At 74.7% G+C, this 24913-nt stretch carries 19 protein-coding genes; 18 read left to right on the top strand and 1 reads right to left on the bottom strand.

Features of this window, described 5'->3' with window-relative positions; all coding sequences use genetic code 11:
* Nucleotides 1-59 precede the first annotated feature (59 nt).
* From TK50_RS34035 to TK50_RS00140, 17 genes are all read left to right on the top strand, one after another.
* The gene (locus TK50_RS34035) at nt 60-302 is read left to right on the top strand and encodes an acyl carrier protein (protein ID WP_074474870.1); all 243 of its coding nucleotides are present in this window, start codon (nt 60-62) and stop codon (nt 300-302) included.
* Entirely contained in the window at nt 295-1869 is a 1575-nt protein-coding gene (locus tag TK50_RS00215) for a class I adenylate-forming enzyme family protein (protein ID WP_043960763.1), read from the top strand. Before TK50_RS34035 ends, TK50_RS00215 begins: the two co-directional genes overlap by 8 nt.
* Before the next feature lie 110 nt (nt 1870-1979).
* Nucleotides 1980-2699 (top strand): Phenylacetic acid catabolic protein, encoded by a 720-nt coding sequence (locus TK50_RS00210; RefSeq protein ID WP_176734421.1) that lies wholly within the window; start codon nt 1980-1982, stop codon nt 2697-2699.
* A 19-nt stretch (nt 2700-2718) separates the two neighbouring features.
* Complete coding sequence (locus TK50_RS00205) at nt 2719-3849, top strand: radical SAM family protein (RefSeq protein ID WP_043960762.1); 1131 nt, start codon at nt 2719-2721, stop codon at nt 3847-3849.
* 30 nt (nt 3850-3879) lie between these two features.
* A complete protein-coding gene (locus tag TK50_RS00200) occupies nt 3880-4137 on the top strand; it encodes an acyl carrier protein (RefSeq protein WP_043960761.1) in 258 nt (85 codons plus the stop codon).
* Nucleotides 4134-5018, top strand: a complete 885-nt coding sequence (locus TK50_RS00195; protein ID WP_241773882.1) for an SDR family oxidoreductase — start codon at nt 4134-4136, stop codon at nt 5016-5018. The genes TK50_RS00200 and TK50_RS00195 overlap by 4 nt, the downstream gene beginning before the upstream one ends.
* A 21-nt stretch (nt 5019-5039) precedes the next feature.
* Nucleotides 5040-8147 (top strand): 3-phosphoshikimate 1-carboxyvinyltransferase, encoded by a 3108-nt coding sequence (gene aroA / locus TK50_RS00190; RefSeq protein WP_043960760.1) that lies wholly within the window; start codon nt 5040-5042, stop codon nt 8145-8147.
* Nucleotides 8144-9292, top strand: coding sequence for an acyl-CoA dehydrogenase family protein (locus TK50_RS00185; protein ID WP_043960759.1), 1149 nt, complete (start codon nt 8144-8146; stop codon nt 9290-9292). Before aroA ends, TK50_RS00185 begins: the two co-directional genes overlap by 4 nt.
* Nucleotides 9289-10083 (top strand): SDR family oxidoreductase, encoded by a 795-nt coding sequence (locus TK50_RS00180; protein ID WP_043960758.1) that lies wholly within the window; start codon nt 9289-9291, stop codon nt 10081-10083. Before TK50_RS00185 ends, TK50_RS00180 begins: the two co-directional genes overlap by 4 nt.
* Complete coding sequence (locus TK50_RS00175) at nt 10080-12068, top strand: FAD-dependent oxidoreductase (protein WP_063838535.1); 1989 nt, start codon at nt 10080-10082, stop codon at nt 12066-12068. The genes TK50_RS00180 and TK50_RS00175 overlap by 4 nt, the downstream gene beginning before the upstream one ends.
* Entirely contained in the window at nt 12065-14176 is a 2112-nt protein-coding gene (locus tag TK50_RS35345; RefSeq protein WP_063838534.1) for an ATP-binding cassette domain-containing protein, read from the top strand. The genes TK50_RS00175 and TK50_RS35345 overlap by 4 nt, the downstream gene beginning before the upstream one ends.
* Entirely contained in the window at nt 14173-16035 is a 1863-nt protein-coding gene (locus tag TK50_RS00165) for an ABC transporter ATP-binding protein (protein WP_043960757.1), read from the top strand. Before TK50_RS35345 ends, TK50_RS00165 begins: the two co-directional genes overlap by 4 nt.
* A gap of 58 nt (nt 16036-16093) precedes the next feature.
* Nucleotides 16094-17362, top strand: coding sequence for a cytochrome P450 (locus TK50_RS00160; protein ID WP_043960756.1), 1269 nt, complete (start codon nt 16094-16096; stop codon nt 17360-17362).
* Entirely contained in the window at nt 17355-19151 is a 1797-nt protein-coding gene (locus TK50_RS00155) for a condensation domain-containing protein (protein WP_043960755.1), read from the top strand. Before TK50_RS00160 ends, TK50_RS00155 begins: the two co-directional genes overlap by 8 nt.
* 157 nt (nt 19152-19308) lie before the next feature.
* Nucleotides 19309-20568 carry a beta-ketoacyl-ACP synthase II gene (gene fabF, locus TK50_RS00150; RefSeq protein ID WP_043960754.1) on the top strand — a complete coding sequence of 420 codons (1260 nt, stop codon included), beginning with the start codon at nt 19309-19311 and terminating at the stop codon, nt 20566-20568.
* Nucleotides 20565-21650 (top strand): branched-chain amino acid aminotransferase, encoded by a 1086-nt coding sequence (locus tag TK50_RS00145; RefSeq protein WP_043960753.1) that lies wholly within the window; start codon nt 20565-20567, stop codon nt 21648-21650. Before fabF ends, TK50_RS00145 begins: the two co-directional genes overlap by 4 nt.
* Nucleotides 21650-23263 carry a beta-ketoacyl [acyl carrier protein] synthase domain-containing protein gene (locus TK50_RS00140; protein ID WP_229405827.1) on the top strand — a complete coding sequence of 538 codons (1614 nt, stop codon included), beginning with the start codon at nt 21650-21652 and terminating at the stop codon, nt 23261-23263. Before TK50_RS00145 ends, TK50_RS00140 begins: the two co-directional genes overlap by 1 nt.
* Before the next feature lie 105 nt (nt 23264-23368).
* Here TK50_RS00140 and TK50_RS00135 read toward each other — a convergent pair whose 3' ends face one another.
* Nucleotides 23369-23824 carry a PaaI family thioesterase gene (locus tag TK50_RS00135; RefSeq protein WP_043960752.1) on the bottom strand — a complete coding sequence of 152 codons (456 nt, stop codon included), beginning with the start codon at nt 23822-23824 and terminating at the stop codon, nt 23369-23371.
* A 54-nt stretch (nt 23825-23878) separates the two neighbouring features.
* On the opposite strand from TK50_RS00135, the gene TK50_RS00130 reads away from it, so the two are divergent.
* Nucleotides 23879-24853 (top strand): GlxA family transcriptional regulator, encoded by a 975-nt coding sequence (locus TK50_RS00130; protein WP_043960751.1) that lies wholly within the window; start codon nt 23879-23881, stop codon nt 24851-24853.
* Nucleotides 24854-24913 lie beyond the last annotated feature (60 nt).

Genomic DNA, 24913 nt, shown 5'->3' with positions numbered 1-24913 from the left:
TGCTGCAAGGTCGCGGTGGCCCGTGGAATCACATTGACATGGAGACCGCTTCAGTGACTATGACCGATTTGCAACTGAAGATGACATCCATCTGCGCCGACGTGCTGAACCGTTCCACCCTCGGGCCGGACGAGGACCTCGTCGCGCTGGGCATGGACTCGGTCGCGGCGGTGGAGATCGTGACCCGCGTCGAGACGGCCTACGGGGTCGACGTCGTCGACGTCATCTTCGACAATCCCACGGTGAACCGCCTCTGTGACCTGGTGGGGGCGGCCGCCGGCAGCGACAGCACACATGCCTAGTCCGCTGGACGAGCCGGATCTCGCGGTCACCACGAACCTGCTCGACCTCGTCCGCGCCGCCGCCGAGCGCCACGGCGACCGCCCGTACCTGGTCCCCGCCGAGCCGGGCGGCCGGACGGCGAGCTTCGCCGACGTCCTGACCTTCACCCGGGGCTGCGCCGCACTGCTCGACGAGCACGGCGTGCCACCGGGCGGCCGGGTGGCGGTGGTCATGCACAACTCCTCGCTGACGGCGCTGCTGTTCATCGGCGTCATCGCCGCGCAACGCGTGCTCGTGCCGCTCAACCCGAAGTCGGGGCCGGGAGAGCTGGACGCGCTGCTCGCGCACTGCGCGCCCGCCCTGGTGCTCGCCCCCACGCCGGTCACCGCGAAGATCGGCCCGGGGCCCCGCCGGGTCGCCGTGGACGACGCCGAGGCCCTCCTGGCCGACGTGCTGGCGCGCGGCGCGGCGTACCAGGGGGACCTGACCGCCCCCCGCGACGGCGGGGCGGGCGACGCGGAGATCGTCTACACCTCCGGCTCGACCGGGGTCCCCAAGGGCGTCGTGCTGTCGCACCGCAGCCTGCTCGCCAACTCGCTGGCCATGGTGAAGTGGGCCGACGCGGGCCCCGACGACGTCTTCCTCAACGTCGTCCCCCTGTTCCACGCCGGCGGGCAGGGGTTCCCGACGCTGACCCCGCTGTGGAGCGGCGGCCGGTCGGTCTGCGTGCGCTCCGAGACGGCGCTGGTGCGGTTCTGGCACTACGTCGACCGGCACCGCCCGACCTGGACGCTGGTCGTCAACGCCTACCTGGCCAACCTGGTGGAGCGGCCGGAGCGGCCGGCGACCGACAGCCTCAAGGGCGTCCTCGCCGGGGGCTCGGCGCTCGGCCCGGAGCTGATCCACCGCTTCGAGGACACCTTCGGCATCGGCGTCTACCAGGTGTACGGCATGACGGAGATGACCTCCCTGACGACGGTGGAGCCGCGCGACCGCCGGCCGGGGGAGCCCCGCAGCGCCGGCCTGCCCGTGCCGTTCGCCCGGGTGCGCGTGGTCGGCCCGGACGGGCGGGACGTCCCGGCGGGCGAGAACGGCGAGGTCCTGCTCAGCGGCCCGAGCATCTTCACCCGCTACGAGGCCGCGCCGGAGCTCACCGCGAAGCGGCTCGACGACGGCTGGGTGCGCAGCGGCGACCTGGGGCACCTCGACGAGCGCGGCGAGCTGTCCATCGTCGACCGGATCGACAGCATGGTCATCGTCAGCGGCGAGAACGTCTACCCCGCCGAGATCGAGAACGCGGTGCCCCACCTGGCGGGCGTCGAGGACGCGGTCGTGGCGGCGCTGCCGCACCCGGTCACGGGTGTGGAGCTGATCCTCGTCTACACGCTGCTGCCCGGCGCCGTCGCCGACGACGACGCCTGGCGCGCGACGCTGCTGCGGTTCCTGAGCCCGTTCAAGGTGCCCCGCAGGTTCGTCGTGCTCAAGGAGATCGGCGTCGACGCCTTCCCCCGTACCCCGCTCGGGAAGATCCAGCGGCCGGAAGTGCAGCGGCTGGCCGTCGACGGTCTTTCACCGACCCGGACCTGATTCGGGCCACCAGAACTCCACGCGATTAGGCGGGAATGCCGTAACGGTGCGGCATCCCATTCTTTCCGGCCGGCACCATTCGGGCTTTAGTCGACAGGAGGTGGTTTGTCATGTCAGTCGAGATCCTCGACGACGAGGAAGTCGTGGTGCGCACCCCCGAAGAGTTCAAGCGCATGCCCCGGGCGTACCAGAAGGCGCTCATCAGCCAGGTCATGATCAATACGGAGGGCGAGCTCTCCGGCGGCGACGACTACACCATGATGTTCATCCCGCTGGCCCCCAACGCCGAGGAGCGCCAGGTGTGCGCCGAGCGGGCGGCGGAGGAGTACGACCACTACAAGATCGGCAAGCGGGTCCTCGCCGAGATCGGCATCGACACGACCTACATGGAGGAGCAGACGATCGAGGAGCGGCGGCTCTTCTCCGACAAGCGCCTGCACCAGTGCACCACGTGGGCCGAGCGCGGGATCTACTCCTACATCGGCGAGGAGAGCGCCCTGCTGATGATCAGGGAGTTCGCCGAGAGCAGCTACAAGCCCTGGGCCGACGCCGTCCGCACGATCATCCTGGACGAGAAGATCCACATCGCGCACGGCGCGCGGGTCTGCCGCAACCTGGCCACCACCGACGAGGGCCGCGAGCAGCTTCAGGCGGGCCTCAACCGCCTGTGGCCGGTGTTCCAGGGCCTCTTCGGCACGCCGGACTCCGAGCGCTCCAAGCGGGCGGTCCGGTTCGGCCTGCGCAGGACGACCAACCGCGAGGCCCTGGAGAAGTGGTTGCAGACGGTCACGCCCCGCATCCACTCCCTCGGGCTCGTCGTACCGGACTGACGGAAGGGACGACCGCGTCATGCCCACCCCTGTCGCCATCAATCCACGCCCGCCCTCCCGCAAGGAGGCCAAGGCCCGGCTCCAGGCGCTGCTCGCCGGCCGCCCCGACCTGGCCGGGCGGCTCGCCGCCGTCCGGGACATGGGCCTGCGGGTCACCGCGTCCGAGGTCCACCTGACCACCACGTGCAACATCCGGTGCAAGGGCTGCTGGTACTTCGAGGGAGGCTTCGACGCGGCCGTCCCGGAGACGTCGGACCCCGTGGTCATCTCCGACTTCGTCGACTCGCTCGTCGCCCGGGGCGTCACCCAGGCGACGCTCATCGGCGGCGAGCCCACGCTGGTGCTCAACCGGGTCGTGCCGTTCGTCGAGCGGCTCCCGTACGTCACGATCTCCACCAACGGGATCCGGCCGCTGCCGCGCGCCGGGTTCGAGGACGTCGCGGTGGCGATCAGCCTGTTCGGCGGCGGCCCGCTCGACGACTCCCTGCGCGGCTACCGTCCGAACGGATCGGCGTTCACCGGGCTCTTCGAGACCGCCCTCGGGCACTACCGCAACGACCCGCGCGTCATCTTCGTGTACGCGCTGTCCGAGGAGGGCCTGCAGTACGTCGAGCCGACGGTGCGGGCCATCCAGGACAACGGCAACCAGGTCACCTTCAACTTCTACTCCGACCACGGCAGCGACCACGCGCTGCGGATCGACAACGAGCAGCGCACCCTCGCCGAGGCGCTGCGGATCAAGGAGCAGTATCCGGAGACCGTGGTCAGCCACCCGTACTTCATCGAGACGCTGATCACCGGGCGCAGCCACTGGGGCGGTCAGTTCGGCTACGACGTCTGCCCGAGCATCAGCGTCGAGCACCCCGACCACGCCGACCGGATCGCCAACGGCAACCCCGTCCTGGACGGCTTCGCCGTCTACGGCGCCGACTACCAGACCCTCCAGTTCTGCTGCACGTCCGGCAACTGCGCCGACTGCCGCGACAGCCAGGGCGTCTACAGCTGGCTCCTGGTCAGCGCCAACCGGTTCCTCGACGACGTCGGCCGGCTGGAGACCTGGCTGGACCTGGCGGAGAGCTACTGGCGGCAGTGGTACTGGGCGCAGCGGCACCACGCCAACTTCGCCCGCCGCGCGCCGCTGGCCGCGTAGCCAACCCATCCGATCGAAGGAGTGCCCCGCATGTCTTCCCCCTCTGCCCCGATCACCGAGTCCGTCGTCGCCGACCGGCTCCGCGTCGAGCTGATCGACCTCGGCGTCGACGAGGAGGCGATCACCCCGGACGCCAAGTTCGACCAGCTCGACATCGACTCGCTGGACGTCGCCGACCTGATGGCCATGGTCGTCAAGGAGTTCAAGGTGGAGATCCCGCGCAGCGAGCTGGCCGACGTCACCATCGGGCAACTCGTCACGCGGATCGTCGCGGGCGCGTCACATTGACCTCCCTGCTCAGCCTGGACAAGCGCCGCTACCTCGTCACCGGCGTCCTCAACAACGAGTCGATCGCCTGGCACGTGGCGGCGGCCCTGCAACGGGAGGGCTGCGAGGTCGTCCTGACCTCGTTCGGTCGGGTGGCCCGCATCACCCGCAAGGTGGCCGACCTGCTGCCGTCCCCGGCCGAGGTGCTCGACCTGGACGTCATGTCCGACGAGAGCGTCGCGTCCCTGGCCGAGCAGATCGAGAGCCGCTGGGGGCAGCTCGACGGCGTGCTGCACAGCATCGCCGCCGCGCCGCCCGACGCGCTGGGCCCGGGCTTCGTCAGCGCGCCGGCCAGCGGCGTGCTCGACGGGTTCCGGGCGTCGGCGTACTCCTTCCAGCAGCTCACCACCGCGCTCGCGCCGCTGCTCGCGCGCGCCCCGGGCGGCGGCGCGGCGGTCGGCCTGACCGTCGACTCCACCCGCGCGCTGCCCGGCTACGGCTGGATGGGGGTCTACAAGTCGGCGCTGGAGGCCGTCGCCCGCTACCTCGCGCTGCACCTCGGGCCGTCCGGCATCCGGGTCAACCTGGTCGCCGCCGGCCCGGTCGAGACCGTCTCGGCGCGCGGGGTGCGCACCTTCGCCGAGCTGGCCGACCAGTACGAGCGGTGGGCCCCGCTGGGCTGGGACCGCGCCGACCCGGCGCGTGTCGTCGGCGCGGTCCTGTTCCTGCTGTCGGACCTGTCCCGGCACACCACGGGGCAGGTGGTGCACGCCGACGGCGGCATGCACGCCGTCTTCGGCGGGGTCGGCGTGTCGCCGGCGACGGGCACCGGCGTGCCCCCCGCCGCGACGGCTCCGGCCGGCGGGACGACGGTGTCGCGCGGCGAGACCGCGACCGGCTGACACACACTGCGGGGAGCGACCGTGCGTCTTGTCATCAAGGGGACCAGCGAACCCCTCGTGGGGGAACTCGACATACCGGCATCGAAATACCATGCCCACCGCGCGCTGATGCTGGCGTCGCTCGCCGACGGGACGAGCCGCATCCACGGCGCCTGCGGCGCCGGCCACGTGCGCCACACCATCGGCGCCCTGCGTGACCTCGGCACGTCGATCACCGTCGACGACGACACGTTCGTGGTGCGGGGCGGCCCCTACCGGCCGGTCCGCCCGGAGGTCTCGGTCGGCAGCTCCGGCACGACGCTCTACTTCCTGACCGGGCTGGCCGCGCTGGCCGGGTCGCCGGTCACCATCACCGGCCAGAAGTACTTCCGGCGGCGGCCCATCGGCCCGCTGCTCGACGCGCTGGCCGGCATCGGCGTGGAGATCGAGTCCACGGGCGGGCTCCTGCCGATCCGGGTCCCGGCCCGCCCGCCGACCGGGGGCCGGGTGGAGATCCCGGGCACCCTCTCGCAGTGGATCTCCAGCCTGCTGCTGGTCGGCCCGTTCGCCACGGGCCCGACCGTGGTCGACGTCGTCGGCCCGTTCAACGAACGCTCCTACGTCGACCTGACCATCGCGATGATGCGGCGGTTCGGCCTGCACGTGAGCGTCGGCGCGGACGGGCGGCGGTTCGAGATCGAGCCGGGGCAGCGGGCCACCCCCGCCGAGGTCCACCTGCCGCCCGACGTCGGCGCGGCGGCCTTCGGCCTGGCGGCGGCGGCCCTGCACCCGTCCGACGTCCTCTTCCGGGGGCTGCCGGCCGGGCCGTCGAGCGAGGTCGACCACCCCGAGGCCGACCTGCTGGACCACCTGCGCGAGATGGGCCTGCCGCTGCTGCGCGACCCGGCCACCGGCTGGACGCGGGTGCGGCACGACGGATCGCGGCTGGGCGGCGTACGCGTCGACTGCCGCGCCGTGCCCGACATGCTCCCGGTGCTCAGCGTGCTGGGGGCCCACGCCCGGGGCAGCACCGTCCTGGAGAACGTGGCGCACGTCCGGCTCAAGGAGTCCGACCGGGTGGCCGCGATGCTCCAGCTCAACCGGATGGGCGGGCGGGTGCGGCTGGACGCCGACCGGCTCGTCTGCGACGGCGTGGACCGGCTGCGGGAGGCCGACCTGTCGTCGTTCAACGACCACCGGGTGCTGATGGCCCTGGCCGTGGCCGCGTCCCGGGCCTCCGGCGAGAGCCGGCTCACCTATCCCAACGCCCACCGGATCTCCTATCCGCAGTTCCTCGACCAGATGAACGCGGTCGGCCTGAACATGTCCGTCGACCGGGCACCGGTCGACAGGCCGCCGGTCGACCGGGAGCCGGCCCGGCCGGCGGCGCTGCCGTCCCCGGCCCGGCTGGCCGCCACCGGCCCCGCCGACCTGGTACGCCGGCACGCCCGCGCCCACCCGGGCACCGCCGCCGTGATCGAGGCCGCCTCGCCGGGGCGGCCGGGCGGCGTACTCACCTGGCGGGAGCTTGACCGGCGCGCGGACGCCGCGGCGGCGCTGCTGCTGGAGCTGGGCGTCGGGCCGGGCGACGTGGTCGCCTGGCAGCTGCCCAACTGGCACGAGTTCGTCGTGCTCACCCTCGCCACCCTGCGCGTCGGCGCGGTCTGCTGCCCGATGATGCCGTTCTTCCGCGAGCGGGAGGTCGACGACCTGCTGCGCCGCTCGCGGGCGCGGGTGTTCGTAGTGCCCGCCGCCTTCCGGGGGCGCGACCACGTCGCCGAGACCGCGTCGGTGCTGGCCGCGCCCGGCGCGCCGGCCGTGGCGCACGTCCTCGTCGTCGGCGGCGACGGCCCGCTGCCGGCGGGCGCGGCGTCCCCGGGCGCGGCGTGCCCCGGCCCGGAGCTGGCGGGTCCGGTGGCGTCCGTTCCGCCGCCGGAGGGCGGCCCGGCCGCGCGGTGGCAGCGGTTCGACGCGGCCCTCGCCCGGCAGCGTCCCGACGCGGCGGCCCTGGCCGCCCGCCGGCCCGCCCCGGACGCCCTCGCCCAGCTCATGTTCACCTCGGGCACGTCCGGGCAGCCCAAGGGCGTGCTGCACCGCGCCGACACGCTGACCCGCGCGGCGGCCATGCAGGCCCGCCACCTCGGGCTCACGGCGGCCGACCGGTTGTACGTGCCGTCGCCCCTGGCGCACCAGACCGGCTTTCTCTACGGCATGTGGGTCGGCTTCGTCCTCGGCGCGCCGGTCGTGCTGGAGCCCATCTGGAGCGGCCCCGCCGCCCTGGCCACCCTGCACCGCACCGGCGCGACCTTCGTCCAGGCCGCCACGCCGTTCCTCGCCGACCTGGTGGACGCCGTCGAGGCCGGCGGCGGGCCGCCCAAGGCGCTGCGCGTCTTCGTCGCCACCGGCGCGGCGGTGCCCCGCACGCTGGCCGAGCGGGCCACCCGCACCCTGGGGGCGGCCGTGTGCGGCGCGTGGGGCTCCACCGAGTCCTGCCTCGGCACGCTCGCCGCGCCGACCGACGAGCCGGCCCGCGCCTGGGGCACGGACGGCCGCGCGCTGCGCGGCGTGCGGATCCGGGTCACCGACGACGACGGCACCGTCCTGCCCGCCGGCACCGAGGGCAACTTCGAGGTCGGCGGCGACTGCCTCTTCGCCGGCTACCTCGACCATCCGGAGTGGACGGCCGCCGCGCTGACGCCGGACGGCTGGTACCGCAGCGGGGACCTGGCGGTCATCGACGAGGCCGGCTTCGTGCGGATCACCGGCCGGGTGCGCGACGTCATCAACCGGGGCGGGGAGAAGATCCCGGTGGCCGAGGTGGAGCAGCTCCTGCACACCCATCCGGCCGTCCGCGACGTGGCGATCGTCGCGATGCCGGACCCGCGCCTCGGCGAACGGGCCTGCGCCTTCGTCGTGCCGCAGCCGGCACCGGAGGCATCCGGACCGGAGGCGGTCGGGCCGGAGGGTTCGCCGGAACCGCTCACGCTCGACGGGATGCGGCGGTTCCTGGACGAGCGCAAGGTCGCCAAGCAGTACTGGCCCGAGCGGCTGGAGACCGTGCCCGAGCTGCCCCGCAACGTGGTCGGCAAGGTGCAGAAGTTCGTGCTGCGAGACCAGCTCAAGCAGATCATCAGCGAGGAGGCCACGTGACCGACGACGACGGCGAGGCGTTCGCGACGCTCGCCCGCGAGGTCGAGGCGTTCGTCCGCGGGCCCGGCGAGGACTACGCCGAGACCATCGAGCGCACCCGGGCGGTGCCGCCGCAGCTCTGGGACGACCTGCGCGACCGTGGCTACCTGCGGCTGGCCGCCCCGGCCGAGTACGGCGGCGCCGGGCTCTCCTTCACGCAGTACCTGCGGCTGCTCGAACTGTTCTCCATGTCCCACGCGTCGCTGCGGATGATCGTGCACGTCTGCAACGGCGTCTGGCGGGCCATGGACCAGTTCGCCACCGACGAGCAGCGCAAGCGGTTCGTGCTCCCGCAGGTGGCCGGCGACCTGCGGGTGGCGTTCACCCTCACCGAGCCCACCGCCGGCACCGGGGCCGACCTGCGCGCCAGCGTGGTCCGCGACGGCGACACCTACCTCCTCTCCGGCGAGAAGCACCTGATCACCTTCGGGGTGAGCTGCGACTACTGGCTGCTGTTCGCCCGGCTCGCCGGCACCACCGGCAAGGACGGCACCGTCGCGCTCATGGTGGACCGGCACGTCCCGGGCGTCCGGGTCGAGCCGATGGCCGACACCATGGGGGTACGCGGCACCGACCACGCCCACCTGATCTTCGACGGGGCCCCGGTGCCGGTGGCCAACCGGCTCGGCGAGGAGGGCGCGGGCCTCACGGTCGCCCTCGGCGGCTTCCTCACCCCCAGCCGCATCGGCGTCGCCATGACCTGCGTCGGCCTGGCCCGACGCGCCCAGGAGCTGGCGGTCGCCCACGCGCGCCGCCGGGTCACCTTCGGCAAGCCGCTGACCGCCCGCCAGGCGATCGCCTTCGCGCTCGCCGAGAACGCCGCCGACATCGAGGCCGCCCGGCAGCTCACCCTGCACGCGGCGCGGCGGTGGGAGGCGGGGGCCGCCGACGCGGACGCGCTGTCCTCGATGGCCAAGCTGGTCGCCGTCGACATGCTGACCCGGGTCACCGACAAGGCGCTGCAGGCGCACGGCGGCATCGGCTACTGGGAGGGCAGCCCCATCGAGCGCGTCTACCGCGACGCCCGCGCCCAGCGGTTCGAGGAAGGCACCAACGAGATCCAGAAGACGGTCATCGCACGAGAGATCCTGGCGGAGCAACGGTGACGAGCTACCACGGCAAGACCGCACTGATCACCGGCAGCTCCCGGGGCATCGGGCGGGCCCTCGCGCTCACCCTGGCCCGGGGCGGCGGCTCGGTCGTCGTCAACTACAAGAAGAACGCGGAGCTGGCCGACCAGGTCCGCAAGGAGATCGAGCAGCTCGGCGGCCGGGCGCTCACCGTGGCCGCCGACGTCGAGCAGCCCGAGGAGATCGACCGGCTGTTCGCCGTCGCCGAGCAGGAGTTCGGCACCCTCGACTACTTCGTCTGCAACGCGGCGGCCAGCTCGTTCAAGAACATCATGGACCTGAAGGTGCACCACCTCGACCGCTCGTACGCGATGAACCTGCGCGCGTTCGTGCTCGGCTGCCAGCACGCGGTGCGGCTGATGCCCGACGGCGGCCGGATCGTGGCCCTGTCCAGCTACGGCAGCATCCGCGCCTACCCCACGTACGCGAACCTCGGCGCGGCCAAGGCCGCCATCGAGGCGTGGGTGCGCTACATGGCCCTGGAGTTCGGCGGGCGCGGCATCAACGTCAACGCCGTCAACGGCGGCATCATCGAGACGGAGTCGTCGCAGTACTTCTACGACGTGCCCGGGATGGCCCCGCTGTCCACGGTGCTGCCCAAGATCCCCAAGGGCCGGATGGGCACCGCGCAGGAGATCGCCGACGTCGTCGCGTTCCTGCTCTCCCCGGCGGCCGAATACATCACCGGGCAGACCATCGTCGCCGACGGCGGACTGTCGATCGTCTCGCCGCCGTTCGTCCAGGACCTGACCGCCCCCCTGACATGACGACCGGCCTGGAGCACGTGCTGCGCCCCGGCCGGATCGGCCGGCTGGCGCTGCCGCACCGCGTCGTCACCGGGGCCATGCACCTGGGCTGGGAGGCCCGCGACGACGGCGGGGCGGCGCTGGCGGCGTTCTATGTCGAGCGGGCCCGGGGCGGGGCCGGGCTGATGGTCACCGGCGGCGCGGCCGTCAGCCCGGAGGGCGCCGGGGGGCCGGGCTACGGGGTGCTCGACGACGCCCGCTTCCGCGCCCGGTTGCGGCGCGTCGCCGCCGAGGTGCGCGCCGCCGGAGGGCTGCTCGCGCTGCAGCTGTTCCACGCCGGCCGGTACGCCCGGCCGGCGGCGGGCGGCCCCCACCCGGTCGCCCCGTCCGCCGTTCACAGCGCGTTCTCCCGGCACACCCCGACCGCGCTCGACGCCGCCGGCATCGCCCGCACGGTCGCGGACTTCGCCCGGGGGGCCGCCCACGCCCGCGACCTCGGCTTCGCCGCCGTGGAGATCATGGGCTCGGAGGGCTACCTGCTCGACCAGTTCCTCTCCCCGCTGACCAACCAGCGCCACGACGAGTGGGGCGGCGACCCCCAGCGGCGGTCCCGCTTCCCGGTGGAGGTGGTCCGGGCGGTGCGCGCGGCCGTCGGCCCCGACTTTCCGGTGATCATGCGGATGACCGGCGACGACCTGATGGCCGGCGGCACGACCCGCGACGACGTGCTGGCGTACGCCCGCGCGCTCGCCGCCGCCGGCGCGGACGCCCTCAACGTCGGGGTCGGCTGGCACGAGTCCCCGGTCCCCACCGTGCAGGCCGTGGTCCCGCCCGGGCACTGGGTGCCGGTGGCGGCGGCGGTCAAGCAGGCCGTCGGCGCGCTCCCCGTGCTGGCCAGCAACCGGATCAACCGGCTGTCGCAGGCCGAGGCCGTCCTCGCCGGCACGCCGTTGGACCTGGTGTCGATGGCGCGGCCGTTCCTCGCCGACCCGGAGCTGGTCGCCAACGCCCGCGCCGGCCGGCCGGTGAACGTCTGCGTGGCCTGCAACCAGTCCTGCATCGACCGGTCGCTGGCCGACGAGCCGGTGTCCTGCATGGTCAACCCCCGGGTCGGGCGCGAGCACGAGCCGGCGGTGTCGCCCGCCGCGTCGCCCCGCCGGGTCGCCGTCGTCGGGGCCGGCCCGGCGGGCCTCAGGGCCGCCCGCGAACTTGCGCTGGCCGGGCACCGGGTCACCGTGTACGAGGCCGCCGACGAGCCCGGCGGCCAGTTCCGGCTGGCGGGCCGGGTGCCCGGCAAGTCCGACTACCTCGCCGCGATCGGCTTCCTCGTCGCCGAGCTGGCCCGGCTCGACGTCGAGCTGCGCACCGGCCGTCCCGTGACCGCCGCCGACCGGGACCTGCTCGGCGGCTACGACGGGGTGGTCGTCGCCACCGGCGTGCTGCCCCGGCCCGTGCCGATCCCCGGCGCCGACCTGCCGCACGTGCTCGGCTACCCGGCCGCCTTCGCCGAAGGGGCGCTGGGGGAACGCGTCGTCGTGATCGGCGGCGGCGGCGTCGCCGTGGACCTGGCGCACCTGGCCAGCCACCCGGCCGGGCCGGCACGGCGGGTCACGGTGCTGCACCGGGGCCGCCGGCTCGGCCCCCGGCTCGGGCGCTCGACGCGGTGGGCGGTGCTCGCCGAGCTGCGCCGGCAGCGGGTCGACGTCGTGCCCGGCGTCCGCGACCTGCGGATCAGCCCGGCCGGGGTGCACTTCGCCGACGCCGAGGGGCAGCCGCGCACCGTACCCGCCGACACGGTGGTGATCGCCGCCGGGCAGGTGCCCGACGACGGCCTCGTCGCGACGGTGCGCGCGGCCGGCGTCTGGCACCACGTCGTCGGCGGCGCGCGGGACACCGCCGGGCTGGACGCGGTGCGGGCCTTCGCCGAGGGCGGGGCGGCGGCGGAGGCGTTCCGGCGCGCGCAGGACCGCGCCGACCAACTCGCTGGGATCGAGGAACGGGTATGACCATCGACGGGCCGGAACGCATTACCGCGCTCGGCGTGCTGCGGCGCACCGCCGTGGACCGGTGGCGCATCGTGCGGCTGCTGCCGCGCGCGGGCTGGGCGGCGGTGACCGCCGCCGTCGTCAACAACGTGCTGCTGGCCGCCGCGCCGGTGCTGTTCATCGTGATGACGAGCCTGCTCGTCGGGCGGCTGCCCGCCGCCGTCCGCGACGGCGTGGACTCGCCGGCGTTCGGGCGGCTGGTGACCGCGTTCGTCGTCGCCGCCGCCGCGCTCAGCGCGCAGCAACTGCTGGCCCAGCTCCAGCTCACCACCGGGCTGTTGGTCCAGCGCCGCGTCGACGGGTGGGTCGCCGACGAGCTGATGGCCGCCGCGCTGAGCAGCCCGGGCATGGAACCGCTGGACGACCGGGCGCTGACCGACCGGCTCAGCGAGGCGTCCCGCGAGGTGGAGCAGGGCTTCCAGAGCCCCGGGGCCGCCTGCGCCGGGATGCTGGCGCTGCTCGCCCGCTACGGCCAGCTCACCGGGTACGCGGTGGTCGTCGGCGTCGTGTTCTCCTGGTTCGCGGGCGTGGGCCTGCTCGCCGCCGTCCTGGCGTTCCGCCACGGGCAGCGCGGTGGCCTGCGCAAGTACGCGGCGATCTACGGCACGATCGTGGCCCGGGTGCGCCGGCTGACATACTTCCGCTCCGTCGCCACGGGCAAGCCGGCCGCCAAGGAGATCCGCGTCTTCGGTCTCCTGCCGTGGCTGCGCGAGCAGTACGCGGCGGCGTACCTGGACTGGATGCGCCCGGTCTGGGCCGAGCGCCGCCGCGTCTACCTGCGGCCCTACTTCGGCTACACGGCCCTCGGGCTGGTGGTGCTCGTCGCGGTCCTCGCCGCGCTGGGCCTGGCCGGCGGGCAGCGGGAGGTCGACCTCACCCGGCTGGCGCTGGTCATCCAGGCCGTCCTGGCGGCGATCCAGCTCGGCGAGTTCTATCCCGAGGCCGACGTGCAGACCCAGTTCGGCATGAACGCCTACCGGGCGGTCGACGAGTTCCGCGCCGGCATGCGGGCCCGATCCGCCCCGGCCCAGGCCCCCGCCCCCGCCCCGGCCCAGGCCCCCGCCCCCGCCCCGGTCCAGGCCCCCGCCCCGGTCCAGGCCCCCGCCCTCGCTCCCGCATCGGCACCCCCGCCGGTGCCCGCGCCGCGCCCCGCCGGGGAGCCGGGCGCGCCGCCCGCCGCCGTGCCGATCCGGTTCGAGGCGGTGTGCTACCGCTACCCGCACCGGTCCGCGCCCGTGTTCACCGACCTCGACCTCACCCTGCCCCCGGGCAGGTGCACCGCGATCGTGGGGCTCAACGGCGCCGGCAAGACCACCCTGGTCAAGCTGCTCGCCCGGCTGGCGACCCCGACCTCGGGCCGGATCACCGTGGGCGGGCAGCCCGTCGACGCCCTGCCCGTGGCGCGCTGGCGCGGCAACCTCGCCGTGATCTTCCAGGACTACCTGCGGTACGAGGCCAGCGCCGCCGACAACATCGCGCTCGGTGCCGCCGGGCACGCCGGTGACCTCGCCGGCATCCGGGCGGCGGCCGAGGCGGCGGGGATCCTGGGCACGCTCGACGCGCTGCCGCGAGGGCTGGACACCCCGCTGTCCGGGCAGCTGCGCGGCGGGGTGGACCTCTCCGGCGGCCAGTGGCAGCGGCTCGCCATCGCCCGGGCGCTGTTCGCCGTCCGCCACGGCGCGTCGGTGCTCGTGCTCGACGAGCCGACGGCCAGCCTGGACGTCCGCGCCGAGGCGCGGTTCTTCGACGAGATCATCGCCGCCACGGCGGGCGTCACCACGGTCCTCATCTCGCACCGGTTCGCCACCGTGCGCCGCGCCGACCACATCGTCGTGCTGGCCGACGGGCGCGTCGTCGAGCAGGGCTCGCACGACGAACTGTTGCGCCACGGCGGCCGGTACGCCCGGCTGTTCGAGTTGCAGGCGGCCCGGTTCCTCGACGACCGCCCGGACGGCGACCCGGACCACCTGGACGGCGACGGCCCGGACGGCCGGGACGGCGACGACCCGGGCGGCCCGGAGGGCGACGGCGCGCCGGCGGAGATCGGACAGGAACGGAGCCTCGGATGAGTCGCGGACTGCTGTCGGCCGCCTGGTCGCTGTGGCGGACCTCGCTGCGGCAGGACCGGCGCAAGGCCGTCACGGCGTTGGTGCTCGTCGTCGCCGGCGCGGCGGCGTGGCCCCTGGTGGCGATCATGCTGCGCGTCCTGTTCGAGGCCGCGAACGCCGGGCGGCCGGTCGCCGCGAGCCTCGCCGGGGTCGCCGTGGCGGTGCTGCTGATCGCCGGCCTGACCCTCGGCCACTTCGCGCACATCGCGTACTTCGAGCTGTCGGAGCTGGACGTCCTGCACCTGCACCAGGAGCTGATGGACGCCACCAACGGCTCGGCCGGGATGGCCCACTTCGAACAGCCCGAGTTCGCCGACAAGGTCAGGATCCTGGAGGAGGACGTCGAGCAGCTCCGCGTCGGCCTCCAGGCCGTGCTGACCGGCGTCGGCCTGGCCGTGTCCATGACGCTGACGACGGCGGTGCTCGCCTCGCTGCACCCGCTGCTGCTGTTGCTGCCGCTGGTCGCCGTGCCGCCGCTGCTGGCGGGCCGCCGGGCGGAGCGGATGGTGGACCGGTCGAGGGAGGCCAGCGCCGAGTCCACCCGTCGGGCCCTGGGGCTGTTCCGCCTCGCGACCCACGCCGCGTCCGGCAAGGAGCTGCGGGTCTTCGGCCTGGAACAGGAGGTACGCCGCCGGCACGGCGCGTTCTGGCAGGACGCCACCCGGCGGCTGTGGCGCACGCAGGCCGTGGCGAGCCTCGTCCGCATGCTCGGGCAGTTGGCGTTCGCGGGCGGCTACATCGCCGCCGTGCTCCTGATCCTGCGCGACGCCGTCGCCGGCCGTCGGGGCGTGGGCGACGTCATCCTGGTCATCACCATCGCGGCGCAGGTCAACCAGCAGGTGGCCGCCGCGGTCGGTGTCCTCCAGGACCTCCAGCGGCTGCGCAGCGTCTACCAGCGGCTCGACGAGGTCCACGAACTGGTCCGGGCCGGGGAGCGCGCCGACCGGGACGAGGCCCGCCCCGCCGCCGCTCCGGCCGCGTCGCCTGCCCTTCCGGCCGTGCCTCCCGCCGCCGCACCGGCCGGGTCGCCGCCGCCGGAGCGGCTGCGCGACGGCATCCGGCTCGTCGGCGTCGAGCTGCGCTACCCCGGCGGGGAGCAGCCGGTGCTCGCCGGCCTCGACCTGCACCTGCCGGCGGGCGCGACCGTGGCGATCGTCGGCGACAACGGCGCCGGCAAGACCACCCTCGTCAAGCTCGTCTGCGGGCTGCTGCGCCCGACCGCCGGCCGGGTCCTCGTCGACGGCGTCGACCTGGCCGACCTGTCGCTGCCCGGGTGGCGGGCCCGGATCGCGGCCGGCTTCCAGGACTTCGTCCGCCTCGAACTGCCGGCCCGGCGGACCGTCGGCGTCGGCGACCTGCCCCGGCTCGACGACGAGCCGGCGGTGCGCGCCGCGCTGGAGCGCGCCGGCGCCGGCGACCTCGTCGGGCAGCTCGAAGCCGGCCTGGACACCCAGCTCGGCCGCGAGTACGCCGACGGGGCCGAACTCTCCGGCGGCCAGTGGCAGAAGCTCGCCCTCGGCCGGGCGTTCATGCGCGACGCCCCCCTGCTGGTCGTCCTCGACGAGCCCGCCGCCGCCCTCGACGCCGAGGCCGAGCACGCGATGTTCGAGCGGTACCGGCTCCAGGCCGCCTGGGTCGCCGCCGCCACCGGCGCGGTCAGCGTGTTCGTGTCGCACCGCTTCTCCACCGTCCAGTTGGCCGACCTGATCGTGGTGCTCGCCGACGGCCGGGTCGCCGAGCTGGGCGGCCACGCCGACCTGATCGCCGCCGACGGCCTCTACGCGGAGATGTTCGAGCTGCAGGCGAGGGCGTACCGGTGACCGGGGCGGACGCCGACGTCCGGCCCACCAGCCACAGCGAAGTCCGGAGGACCCGTCAGTGACCAGCGCGACGCACACCGCAGAGTTCGACCCCTTCTCCCCGAGCGCCATGGACGACCCCTATCCCGCGTACGCGGAGCTGCTGCGCCACGAGGAGCCGCTGTACCTGGCCGACCGCGACATGTGGCTGGTCATCCGGTACGACCACGTGCGCGCGGCGGCGAAGGACCACGGCGGCCTCTCCTCGGCCGAGGGGATCGCCTACCACCGGTCGACGCTGCCCGTGCTGTTCGGGCTCGACCAGCCCGACCACACCCGGATGCGCGGGCTGATCCGGCACGACTTCTCGCCCCGTGGCGTGCAGTTCTGGCGGCCGTTCATCGAGCAGGTCTGCGGCGAGCTGCTCGACGAGGCCGTCGCCACCGGCGACATCGACCTCGTCCAGCAGGCGATCATCCTGCTGCCCGTCAAGGTCGTCACCACGATCGTCGGGGTGCCCAGCGACAACCTGGCCAAGCTCAAGCTGACCGCCGGGGTGCTGGAGAGCTTCATCGCCAACGCGAAGGTCGGCGAGGACGCCCCGGACGACCCCGACGAGAACGCCCTGCGGCTGCGGGCCGCCAAGTCCGCGCTCTCCTCCGTCGCCGGCCTGTCCACCTTCCTCGGTGGGCTGCTGGAGGAGCGCCGGACGCAGCCGCCCCGCAGCGACGTGGTGTCGAAGCTGTTCGCCGCCGCCGAGAAGGGCGGGGTGACCGAGAACGAGATCCTCTGGCTCTGCCTCACCCTGCTCGTCGGCGGCCAGGAGACCATGACGCACTTCCTGGGCAACATGCTGGACGCCCTGCTGAACCACCCCGACCAGTTCCGCCTGGTGCGCAGCCGGCCCGACCTGATCCCGGCGACGATCGAGGAGACGGCCCGCTTCTATCCACCTGTGCAGAACGTCTTCCGCACCGCCACGACCGACGTCGTCGTCGGCAACACCACCATTCCGAGGGACGCCCGGGTCGAGCTGTCGTTCGCGGCGGCCAACCGCGACCCGCGCAAGTTCCCCGACCCCAACGCGTACCGGATCGACCGCCGCACCGACGGACACCTGGGCTTCGGGGCGGGCATCCACACCTGCGTCGGCATGCACCTGGCCCGCCTCCAGGCGGCGACGTTCCTGCGCCTGCTCATCGAGCGCACCGACGACATCGAGCTGATCGGCGAGCTGGTCAAGATCCCCAGCCCGGCGTTCCGGGGGCTCGACCACCTGCCGCTGCGCCTCACCCCGAAGGGCGGTCGCCCGGCCGCCGCGCCGGTGAACGGGGGGCACCGTGCGTGACGCGACCACCGGCGGCCCGCCGGACCCGGCCGTGCTCGACCTGCCGTTCGCCGTCGGCGAGGCCGCGTCCGGGCCGCTGACCTGGGCGCAGAGCGTGATGTGGGACGCGATGCAGTGGTTCGGCAAGGAGGCGAACCAGTTCAACATCGGCCAGCCCCTCGTGCTCGCCGAGCCCGTCGGGCAGGCCCGGCTGCTCGCGGCCCTGCGGGACCTGATCGAGGCGCACCAGACGCTGCGGACCCGGTACGTGGCCCGGTCGGGCCAGCCCCGCCAGGAGGTCCACGCCTCGGGGGCGTACGACGTCGTGGTGGCCGACGGGCACGACGACCCGCCGCGCGTCGCGGAGGAACTGGCCGGGCGGTTGGCGGAGACCGCGTTCGACCACGAGGCCGAGTGGCCGCTGCGGGTCGGCTGCGTCGTCGACGGGGACGGCCGGGTCACCGCCGTGGCGCTCGTCGGGTCGCACCTGGCGTTCGACGGCTGGGCGTTCCACACGTTCGTCGACCTCCTGCTCGCCGGGCTCACCGGGGAGCGGGGTCAGCCGGAGCCGGCGTCGGCCGCCGCCGTCGGGCCGCCCGTCGGTGCCGAGCCGGCGGCCGGCGGGGGCGTGCCGCAGGCGCTGGAGCAGGCCGCCTTCGAGGGCTCACCCGCCGGCCAGCAGCAGAGCCGGCTCGGGCTGCGGCACTGGGAACAGGGCCTGTCCGCCGCGCCGGCGTCCATGTTCGACCTGCCGCGCGCGGCCACCGGCGACCAGCCCATCGAGCGGCACCTGCTCGACTCGGCGGCGGTCGCCGCGGCGGCGGCCGCCCTCGCGGCGCGCACCCGCACGTCGTTCTCGACCGTGCTGCTCTGCCTCACCACGCTCGTCCTGACCGCCTACAACGGCCACGACACCGCCGTGCTCAAGCTGATCACGGGGAACCGGCTCGACCGGCGCAGCCGCGACCTGATCGCGCTGAACACCCTGGACGCGCTGCTGGCGTTCACCGTCCCGCGCGACGTGGACCTGCTCACCGCCATCCGGCAGACGCACCGGCCCGCGTTCGACGCGTACCGCCGGGCGCAGTGCGACCCACGCGCCGTCCGGACGGTGGTCGAGGAGGTGGGCCGGCGGCGGGGCGTGTCGTTCGACCTGTCCACCTACTTCAACAACGGGCACCGGGGCAACGACTGGGCCGTCACCGGCCCGGAACCGGGGCCGGACCGGCTCGCCGAGCTGCGCGCCGGGTCCCGCTACACGTGGCTGGACCCGTTGCCCCGCAGCGACATGAAGTTCATGGTCGCCGCCAGCAACGCCGGGGAGGGGCTCTGCCGCCTCGGCCTGCTGGTGGACACGACGTACCTGCCGGGCGCGCTCGGCGAGACCATCGTGCGGGGCATCGAGACGCTGCTGTGCGACGCGGTCGCCGCCGAGATCGGCGTCGCCGAGATCCCCGGCCGGATCGGCCTCACCCCCGCCGTCCGGGGGGCGGACTGGGTGCGTACCCCCGCCGGCTGGGTGCGCCCCGCCGACGTGGCGGAGCTGGTCCGCGAGGCGGCCGGGGGCGTCGAGGTCGCCGTCCTGGCCACCGGGCCCGCGCCGGGCACCGGGCTGACGGCGTACGTCGCCGACGCCTCGGCCGTACCGGAGGAGCTGCACCGGCGCGTGCTCGACCTGCTGCCGGGCCGCACGGGCGTGGCCGCGCCCGACGGGTACGTCGCCTGCGTGGCGGCCCCGCCCGCCGGGGCCGGGCCCGACGCCTGGCGGGGCGTGCCCGTCGCGGCGTGTGGCCCGGGGCGGCCGGCATGACCGGCGGGCTCCCCGGGACGACCGGCGGGGCGGCCGGCATGCGCGGCGGAGAGATCGGCGGGGGCGGCAACCGTCGCACGGACGCCTGCCGCGCGGTCACGGCGATTGATAGTCTGCGGTGGGTCGTTCGATGCCTGAGAAGTGGGGCCGTGGCGGGATGGTAGGGGGCGACGTCGTCATCACCGGCATCGGCGCCGTCACGCCGCTCGGCCTCGACCGGGAGAGCACCTGGCACGGCCTGCTGGCCGGCAAGTCCGGCGTCGGCGCGATCACCGCGTTCGACGCCGCCGACCTGCCCACCCGCATCGCCGCCGAGGTGCGGGGCTTCGACCCGGCGGCGCACTTCACCCCGAAGCGGGCCCGCCGGATGGCGCGGTTCAGCCAGTTCGCGGTCGTCGCCGCGCGGGAGGCGGTCGCCGACGCGCGCCTGACCGTCGACCCCGACCACGCCGACCGGGTGGGCGTGGTGGTCAACGCGGCCGTCGCCGGCTTCGACACCGTCGAGGCGGCCACCCGGGGGCTCCTCGCGCCCGTGCCGTCCGCGCCCAGCGCCCAGTTCGTGCCGTCCTCCCTGACCAACATGCCGGCCTGCGAGATCGCCATCGACCTGGGCGCGCACGGGCCGGTCAACGCCAGCGCCCTGGCCTGCGCCAGCGGCGCGTACGCGCTGCTCGACGCCCGCCGCCTGATCCTCAGCGGCGAGGCGGACGTGGTCGTCTGCGGCGGCACCGACGCGGCGATCACCCCGGCCATGTTCGCCGGCCTGGTGAGCATGGGCGCGATGTCCGAGCGCAACGCCGACCCGGCGGGCGCGAGCCGGCCGTTTGCCGCCGACCGCGACGGCTTCGTCTTCGGCGAGGGCGCGGTGGTGCTGGTCCTGGAGTCGGCCGAGCACGCCCGCCGCCGCAGGGCTACCCCCTACGCCACCCTCGCCGGTGGCGCGCTGACCAGCGACGCCTTCCACGTGAGCGCGCCCGCCCCGGGCGGCGTGCACGCCGCCGCCGCGATCCGGCAGGCCGTGGCCCGCTCCGGGCTGCGCCCCGACGACGTCGACTACATCTGCGCCCACGGCACCTCGACGAAGGCCAACGACCGCACGGAGACCGTCGCGATCCGCGCCGCGCTCGGCGACGCCGCCGACCGGGTGGCGGTCAGCGCGCCCAAGTCGATGCTCGGCCACCTGATCGGCGCGGCCGGGGCCCTCGGCGCGATGGTGTGCGCCATGGCGATCCGCGAGCAGGTCGTGCCGCCCACGATCAACCTGCACGAGCCGGACCCGGAGTGCGACCTGGACTACGTGCCGCACCAGGCCAGGGAGATGCCGGTGCGGGCCGCGCTCACCAACGCCTTCGGCTTCGGCGGGCAGAACTGCGTCGCCGTCTTCACCGAGCCACCGTCCCGAGGAGAGCCCAGATGACCGCCGAGTTCCGGTTGAGGCGAACCGACCACCCGACTCCCCAGCAGCAGCGGGAGGAGATCCTCGCCGATCCCGGGTTCGGCCGGCACTTCACCGACCACATGGTGACCGTGACGTGGACGCCGGACGTGGGCTGGCACGACCACCAGGTCACCGCGCTGGCCCCGTTCACCCTGCACCCCGGGGCGGCCGTCCTGCACTACGCGCAGGAGATCCTCGAAGGGCTCAAGGCGTTCCGCCGCGCCGACGGCAGCATCTGGCTGTTCCGGCCCGGCCTCAACGCGCGTCGGTTCGTCGCGTCCGCCGACCGGCTGGTCCTGCCCGAGCTGGACGAGGAGACCTTCGTCGAGAGCGTCGCCGCGCTGGTCCGCGCCGACGAGGCGTGGGTGCCGCCGTACGGCGGGGAGCAGAGCCTCTACCTGCGCCCGTTCATGTTCGCCTCGGAGGCGTTCCTCGGGGTGCGGCCGGCGCAGCAGGTCACCTACTGCGTGATCGCCTGCCCGGCCGGGTCGTACTTCCCCAACGGGGTCACCGGCGTGACCCTGTGGATCTCTACGAAGTACAGCCGGGCGTCGATCGGCGGCACCGGCGCGGCCAAGTGCGGCGGCAACTACGCCGCGAGCCTCGCCCCGCAGCGCGAGGCGCTGGGGCACGGCTGCGAGCAGGTGCTCTACCTGGGCGGCGAGCAGCGGCGCGACATCGACGAGTCGGGCACCATGAACGTCTTCTTCGTGACCCGCGACCAGCAGCTCGTCACGCCGAGCCTCGGCACCATCCTCGACGGGGTGACCCGCGACAGCGTGCTGGCGCTCGCCGCCGAGCACGGCCTCGACCCGGTGCAGCGGTCGATCGGCATGGACGAGATCCGCGACGGGCTCGCCGACGGCACGGTCACGGAGGCGTTCGCGGCCGGCACCGCCGCCGTGATCACCCCGATCATCGGGTTCAAGAGCGAGGAGTTCGCCGCCGAAGTCGGCGACGGCACCCCCGGCAAGTACACCCGCCAGTTCCGCACCCACCTGCTGGACATCCAGTACGGCCGGGCCGAGGACACCCACGGCTGGATGCACCGGGTCCTGTAGTGGGCACACCCATCGCGGTGGTCGGGATGGCCGTCCGCGCGCCGGGCGGCATCGCCGACCTCGACGCGTACTGGTCGGCCATCCTGCACGCCCGCGACCTCACCGGCGACCTGCCGGCCGACCGGCGCGACGCGTTCGGCGCGGCATGGGACGGCATGGTCACCCGGGGCGGATACCTCGACGCGGCGTTCGACTTCGACCCGAAGTTCTTCGGCATCGCGCCGAAGGAGGCCCGGGTGCTCGACCCGCAGCACCGGCTGCTGCTGGAGGTCGCCTGGGAGGCGTTCGAGCACGCGGCGATCCCCGTCGCCGCCGTCGCCGCGTCCACCGGTGTGTTCGTCGGCATCACCGGCCGGGACTACTGGCAGTGGCTCTCCGGCGACCCCAACTCGTACTGGACCATCGGCAACGGCCACGCGTTCGCCGCCGGCCGGGTCGCGTACACCCTGGGGTTGGGGGGTCCGGTGTTCGCGCTGGACACGGCCTGCTCGTCGTCGCTGGTGTCGGTGCACACCGCGTGCCGGGCGCTGGCCCACGGCGACTGCGACGTGGCCCTCGCGGGCGGCGTCAACCTGGTCCTCGCCCCGGGCACCACCCGGGCGGTGGCGCAGACCGGCGCGCTGTCGCCGCAGGGCCGCTCCCGCCCGTTCGACGCCGACGCGAACGGGTTCGTCCGGGGCGAGGGCTGCGGCCTGCTGGTGCTCAAGCGGCTCGCCGACGCCCGCCGGGACCGCGACCGCGTCCTCGCGGTGATCGGCGGCACCGGCATCAACCACGACGGGCGTACGGCGACGTTCACGACGCCGAACGTGTCGGCCCAGGCGGGGCTCATCGACACCGTCCTCGCGGCGGCCGGCGTGTCCGCGCGGGACGTCGGCTACCACGAGGCGCACGGCACGGGCACCCCGCTGGGCGACCCGTCCGAGCTGGAGGCGGTCGTGGCCGCGCTCGGCCGCCGCGAGGGCCGCCCGCTGTACGTGGGCTCGGTGAAGGGCAACGTCGGCCACACCGAGTCGGCCGCCGGGGTGCTCGGGCTGGTGAAGGCCGTGCTGTGCCTGCACCACCGCACGATCGCCCCGCAGGCCAACTACCGGGCGCTCAACCCGCGCGTCGACCTGGCGGGCACCGGCATCGAGATCGCGGCGGCGGCGGTGCCCTGGGACGACCGGCTGGGCCCCTGCGCGTCGACGAGTTCGTACGGGATGAGCGGCACCAACGCCTTCGCGGTGCTGTCCCCGGCGCCGCCGCCGGAGCCGGCCGGGGAGGCGCCTGCCGCGCGCGGCTTCCCCGTGTCGGCCGCCACCCCGGGCGCGCTCGCCGAGCTGGCCGGCCGGTACGCGACGCACCTGGCCGCCCTGCCGGGCGCGGACTACCCGGCGTTCGCGTCGACCGCCACCGGCGGCCGTACCCGGCTCAAGCATGCGGTGTGGGTCGAGGCGGCCGAGCCGGCCGGCGCGGCGGCGGCGCTGGCGGCCCTGGCCGCGGGCGAGGCGCACCCGGCCGTGCGGGCGCTCGACGCGGACGAGCCGGTGCCGGCCCCGCCCGGCCGGGCGGTCGTCTCGCTGCCCGGCTACCCGTGGCAGCGCGGCACCTACCTCTCCGCCCCGGCCTGACCGCCCCGGCCACCCGGTCCGGCCGGCACCTCCGCCCCGGCCCGTGCGGCCCGGCTGGCTCGGCTCCGGCCCGGTTGACTCGGCTCCGACCTGGGCGGCCCCGTGCTACGCCCCGGCCTGGGCGGCGAGCGTGGCCGCGCGGGCGGCCCGCGACGGCAGCGCGAAGTGCAGCGTGGCCATGGCGACCAGGCGGCCGCGGTGGTCCGTGGCCCGCGCGTCCACGACCGCCGAGCGGCTGGCGATGTTGACCACTTCGGCGGCGACCCGCAGCACGCCGGGCTCGGCCGGCTCCAGGAAGCTGATGCTGCTGTTGGCCAGCGCCATCGCGGGCGCTGGCCCGACCAGCACGTTCACCGCGACGAAGCCGGCCAGGTCGATCGCCCAGAACATGGCCGGCCCGGACAGCGCCCCGTCGATGCGGCGTTCGAGCCCGTCGGGGCCGGCGGCGCAGACCACCCGGCCGCCGTCGATCGCCTCCACCCGGAGCCGGTCGGTGCCGGACAGGATCTCGGCGAGCCACGCCCGCGCCTCGTCGATCGCCATCACCGGTTGCCACGCCATGGCCACACTATAAGTCGTGATCGATCTCTTCCGGTCGTCTCGTACGGTGGGGCGATGGGGGAGAGAACGGTCCTGATCGTCGGCTACGAGGGCGCGGAGCTGATCGACATCGCCTGCGTCAGCTCCAGCCTGGACATCGCCAACCGCATCGGCGCGGACCCGCCGTACCGGATCGTGCTGGCCACGCCCGGCGGGCGGCCCATCACCTGCGACTCCGGCCTGCGACTCTGCGCCCAGGAGACGCTGGAGCGGTGCACCGGGCCCGTCGACACGCTGGTCGTCTCCGGCGGCCTGGGCCACACGCGGGCCGCCGCCAACCCGCTGGTGACCGGCCACGTGCGCCGGCTGGCGGCGCTGGCCCGCCGGGTCGCGTCGGTGTGCACCGGGGCGACCGTGCTCGCCGAGGCCGGCCTGCTCGCGAACCGCCGGGCCACCAGCCACTGGATGTACGCCGACCAGCTCGCCCGCAGCTATCCCGACGTCACCGTCGACCCGGAGCCGATCTACATCCGCGACGGCAACGTCGCCACCTCCGGCGGCGTCACCAGCGCCCTCGACCTCACCCTCGCCTTCGTCGAGGAGGACCACGGCATGGCCCTGGCGCGGGGCGTCGCGCTGGGCGTGGTCGCCTACCTGCAACGCCCCGGCACCCAGGCGCAGCTGAGCATGTTCCTGGCCCGCTGCTCGACCGACGACCTCGTGGTGCGCCGGGCCCGCAGCCACGTCGCCACCCACCTGGCCGACGACCTCGGCACCGCCACCCTGGCCCGGCTCGCCGGGGTCAGCGAGCGGCAGCTCTCCCGGCTCTTCCTCGCCCACGCCGGGTCGACCCCCGCCCAGTACGTGCGGCGGGCGCGCACCGAGGCCGCCGCGCACCTGCTGACGTCGACCGCGCTTCCGCTCGCGGCGGTGGCCCGGCGGTGCGGCTTCGGCTCCACCGAGTCGCTGCGCCAGGCGTTCCTCGCCCACTACGCGGTGACCCCGTCGCGTTTCCGGGCCGAGCGCCGCAGGACCGTCGACGCCCCGTGACCCCGTCGGGCGGGACCGGGGTTGGGCACCGGCCCGTGGTTTCTGTAACTATCCGTGGGG

Source organism: Micromonospora haikouensis (assembly GCF_000876225.1).
Lineage (GTDB): Bacteria > Actinomycetota > Actinomycetes > Mycobacteriales > Micromonosporaceae > Micromonospora > Micromonospora haikouensis.
The sequence above is the reverse complement of the archived record's forward strand: the minus strand, read 5'-3'. Positions and strand labels throughout refer to the sequence as shown.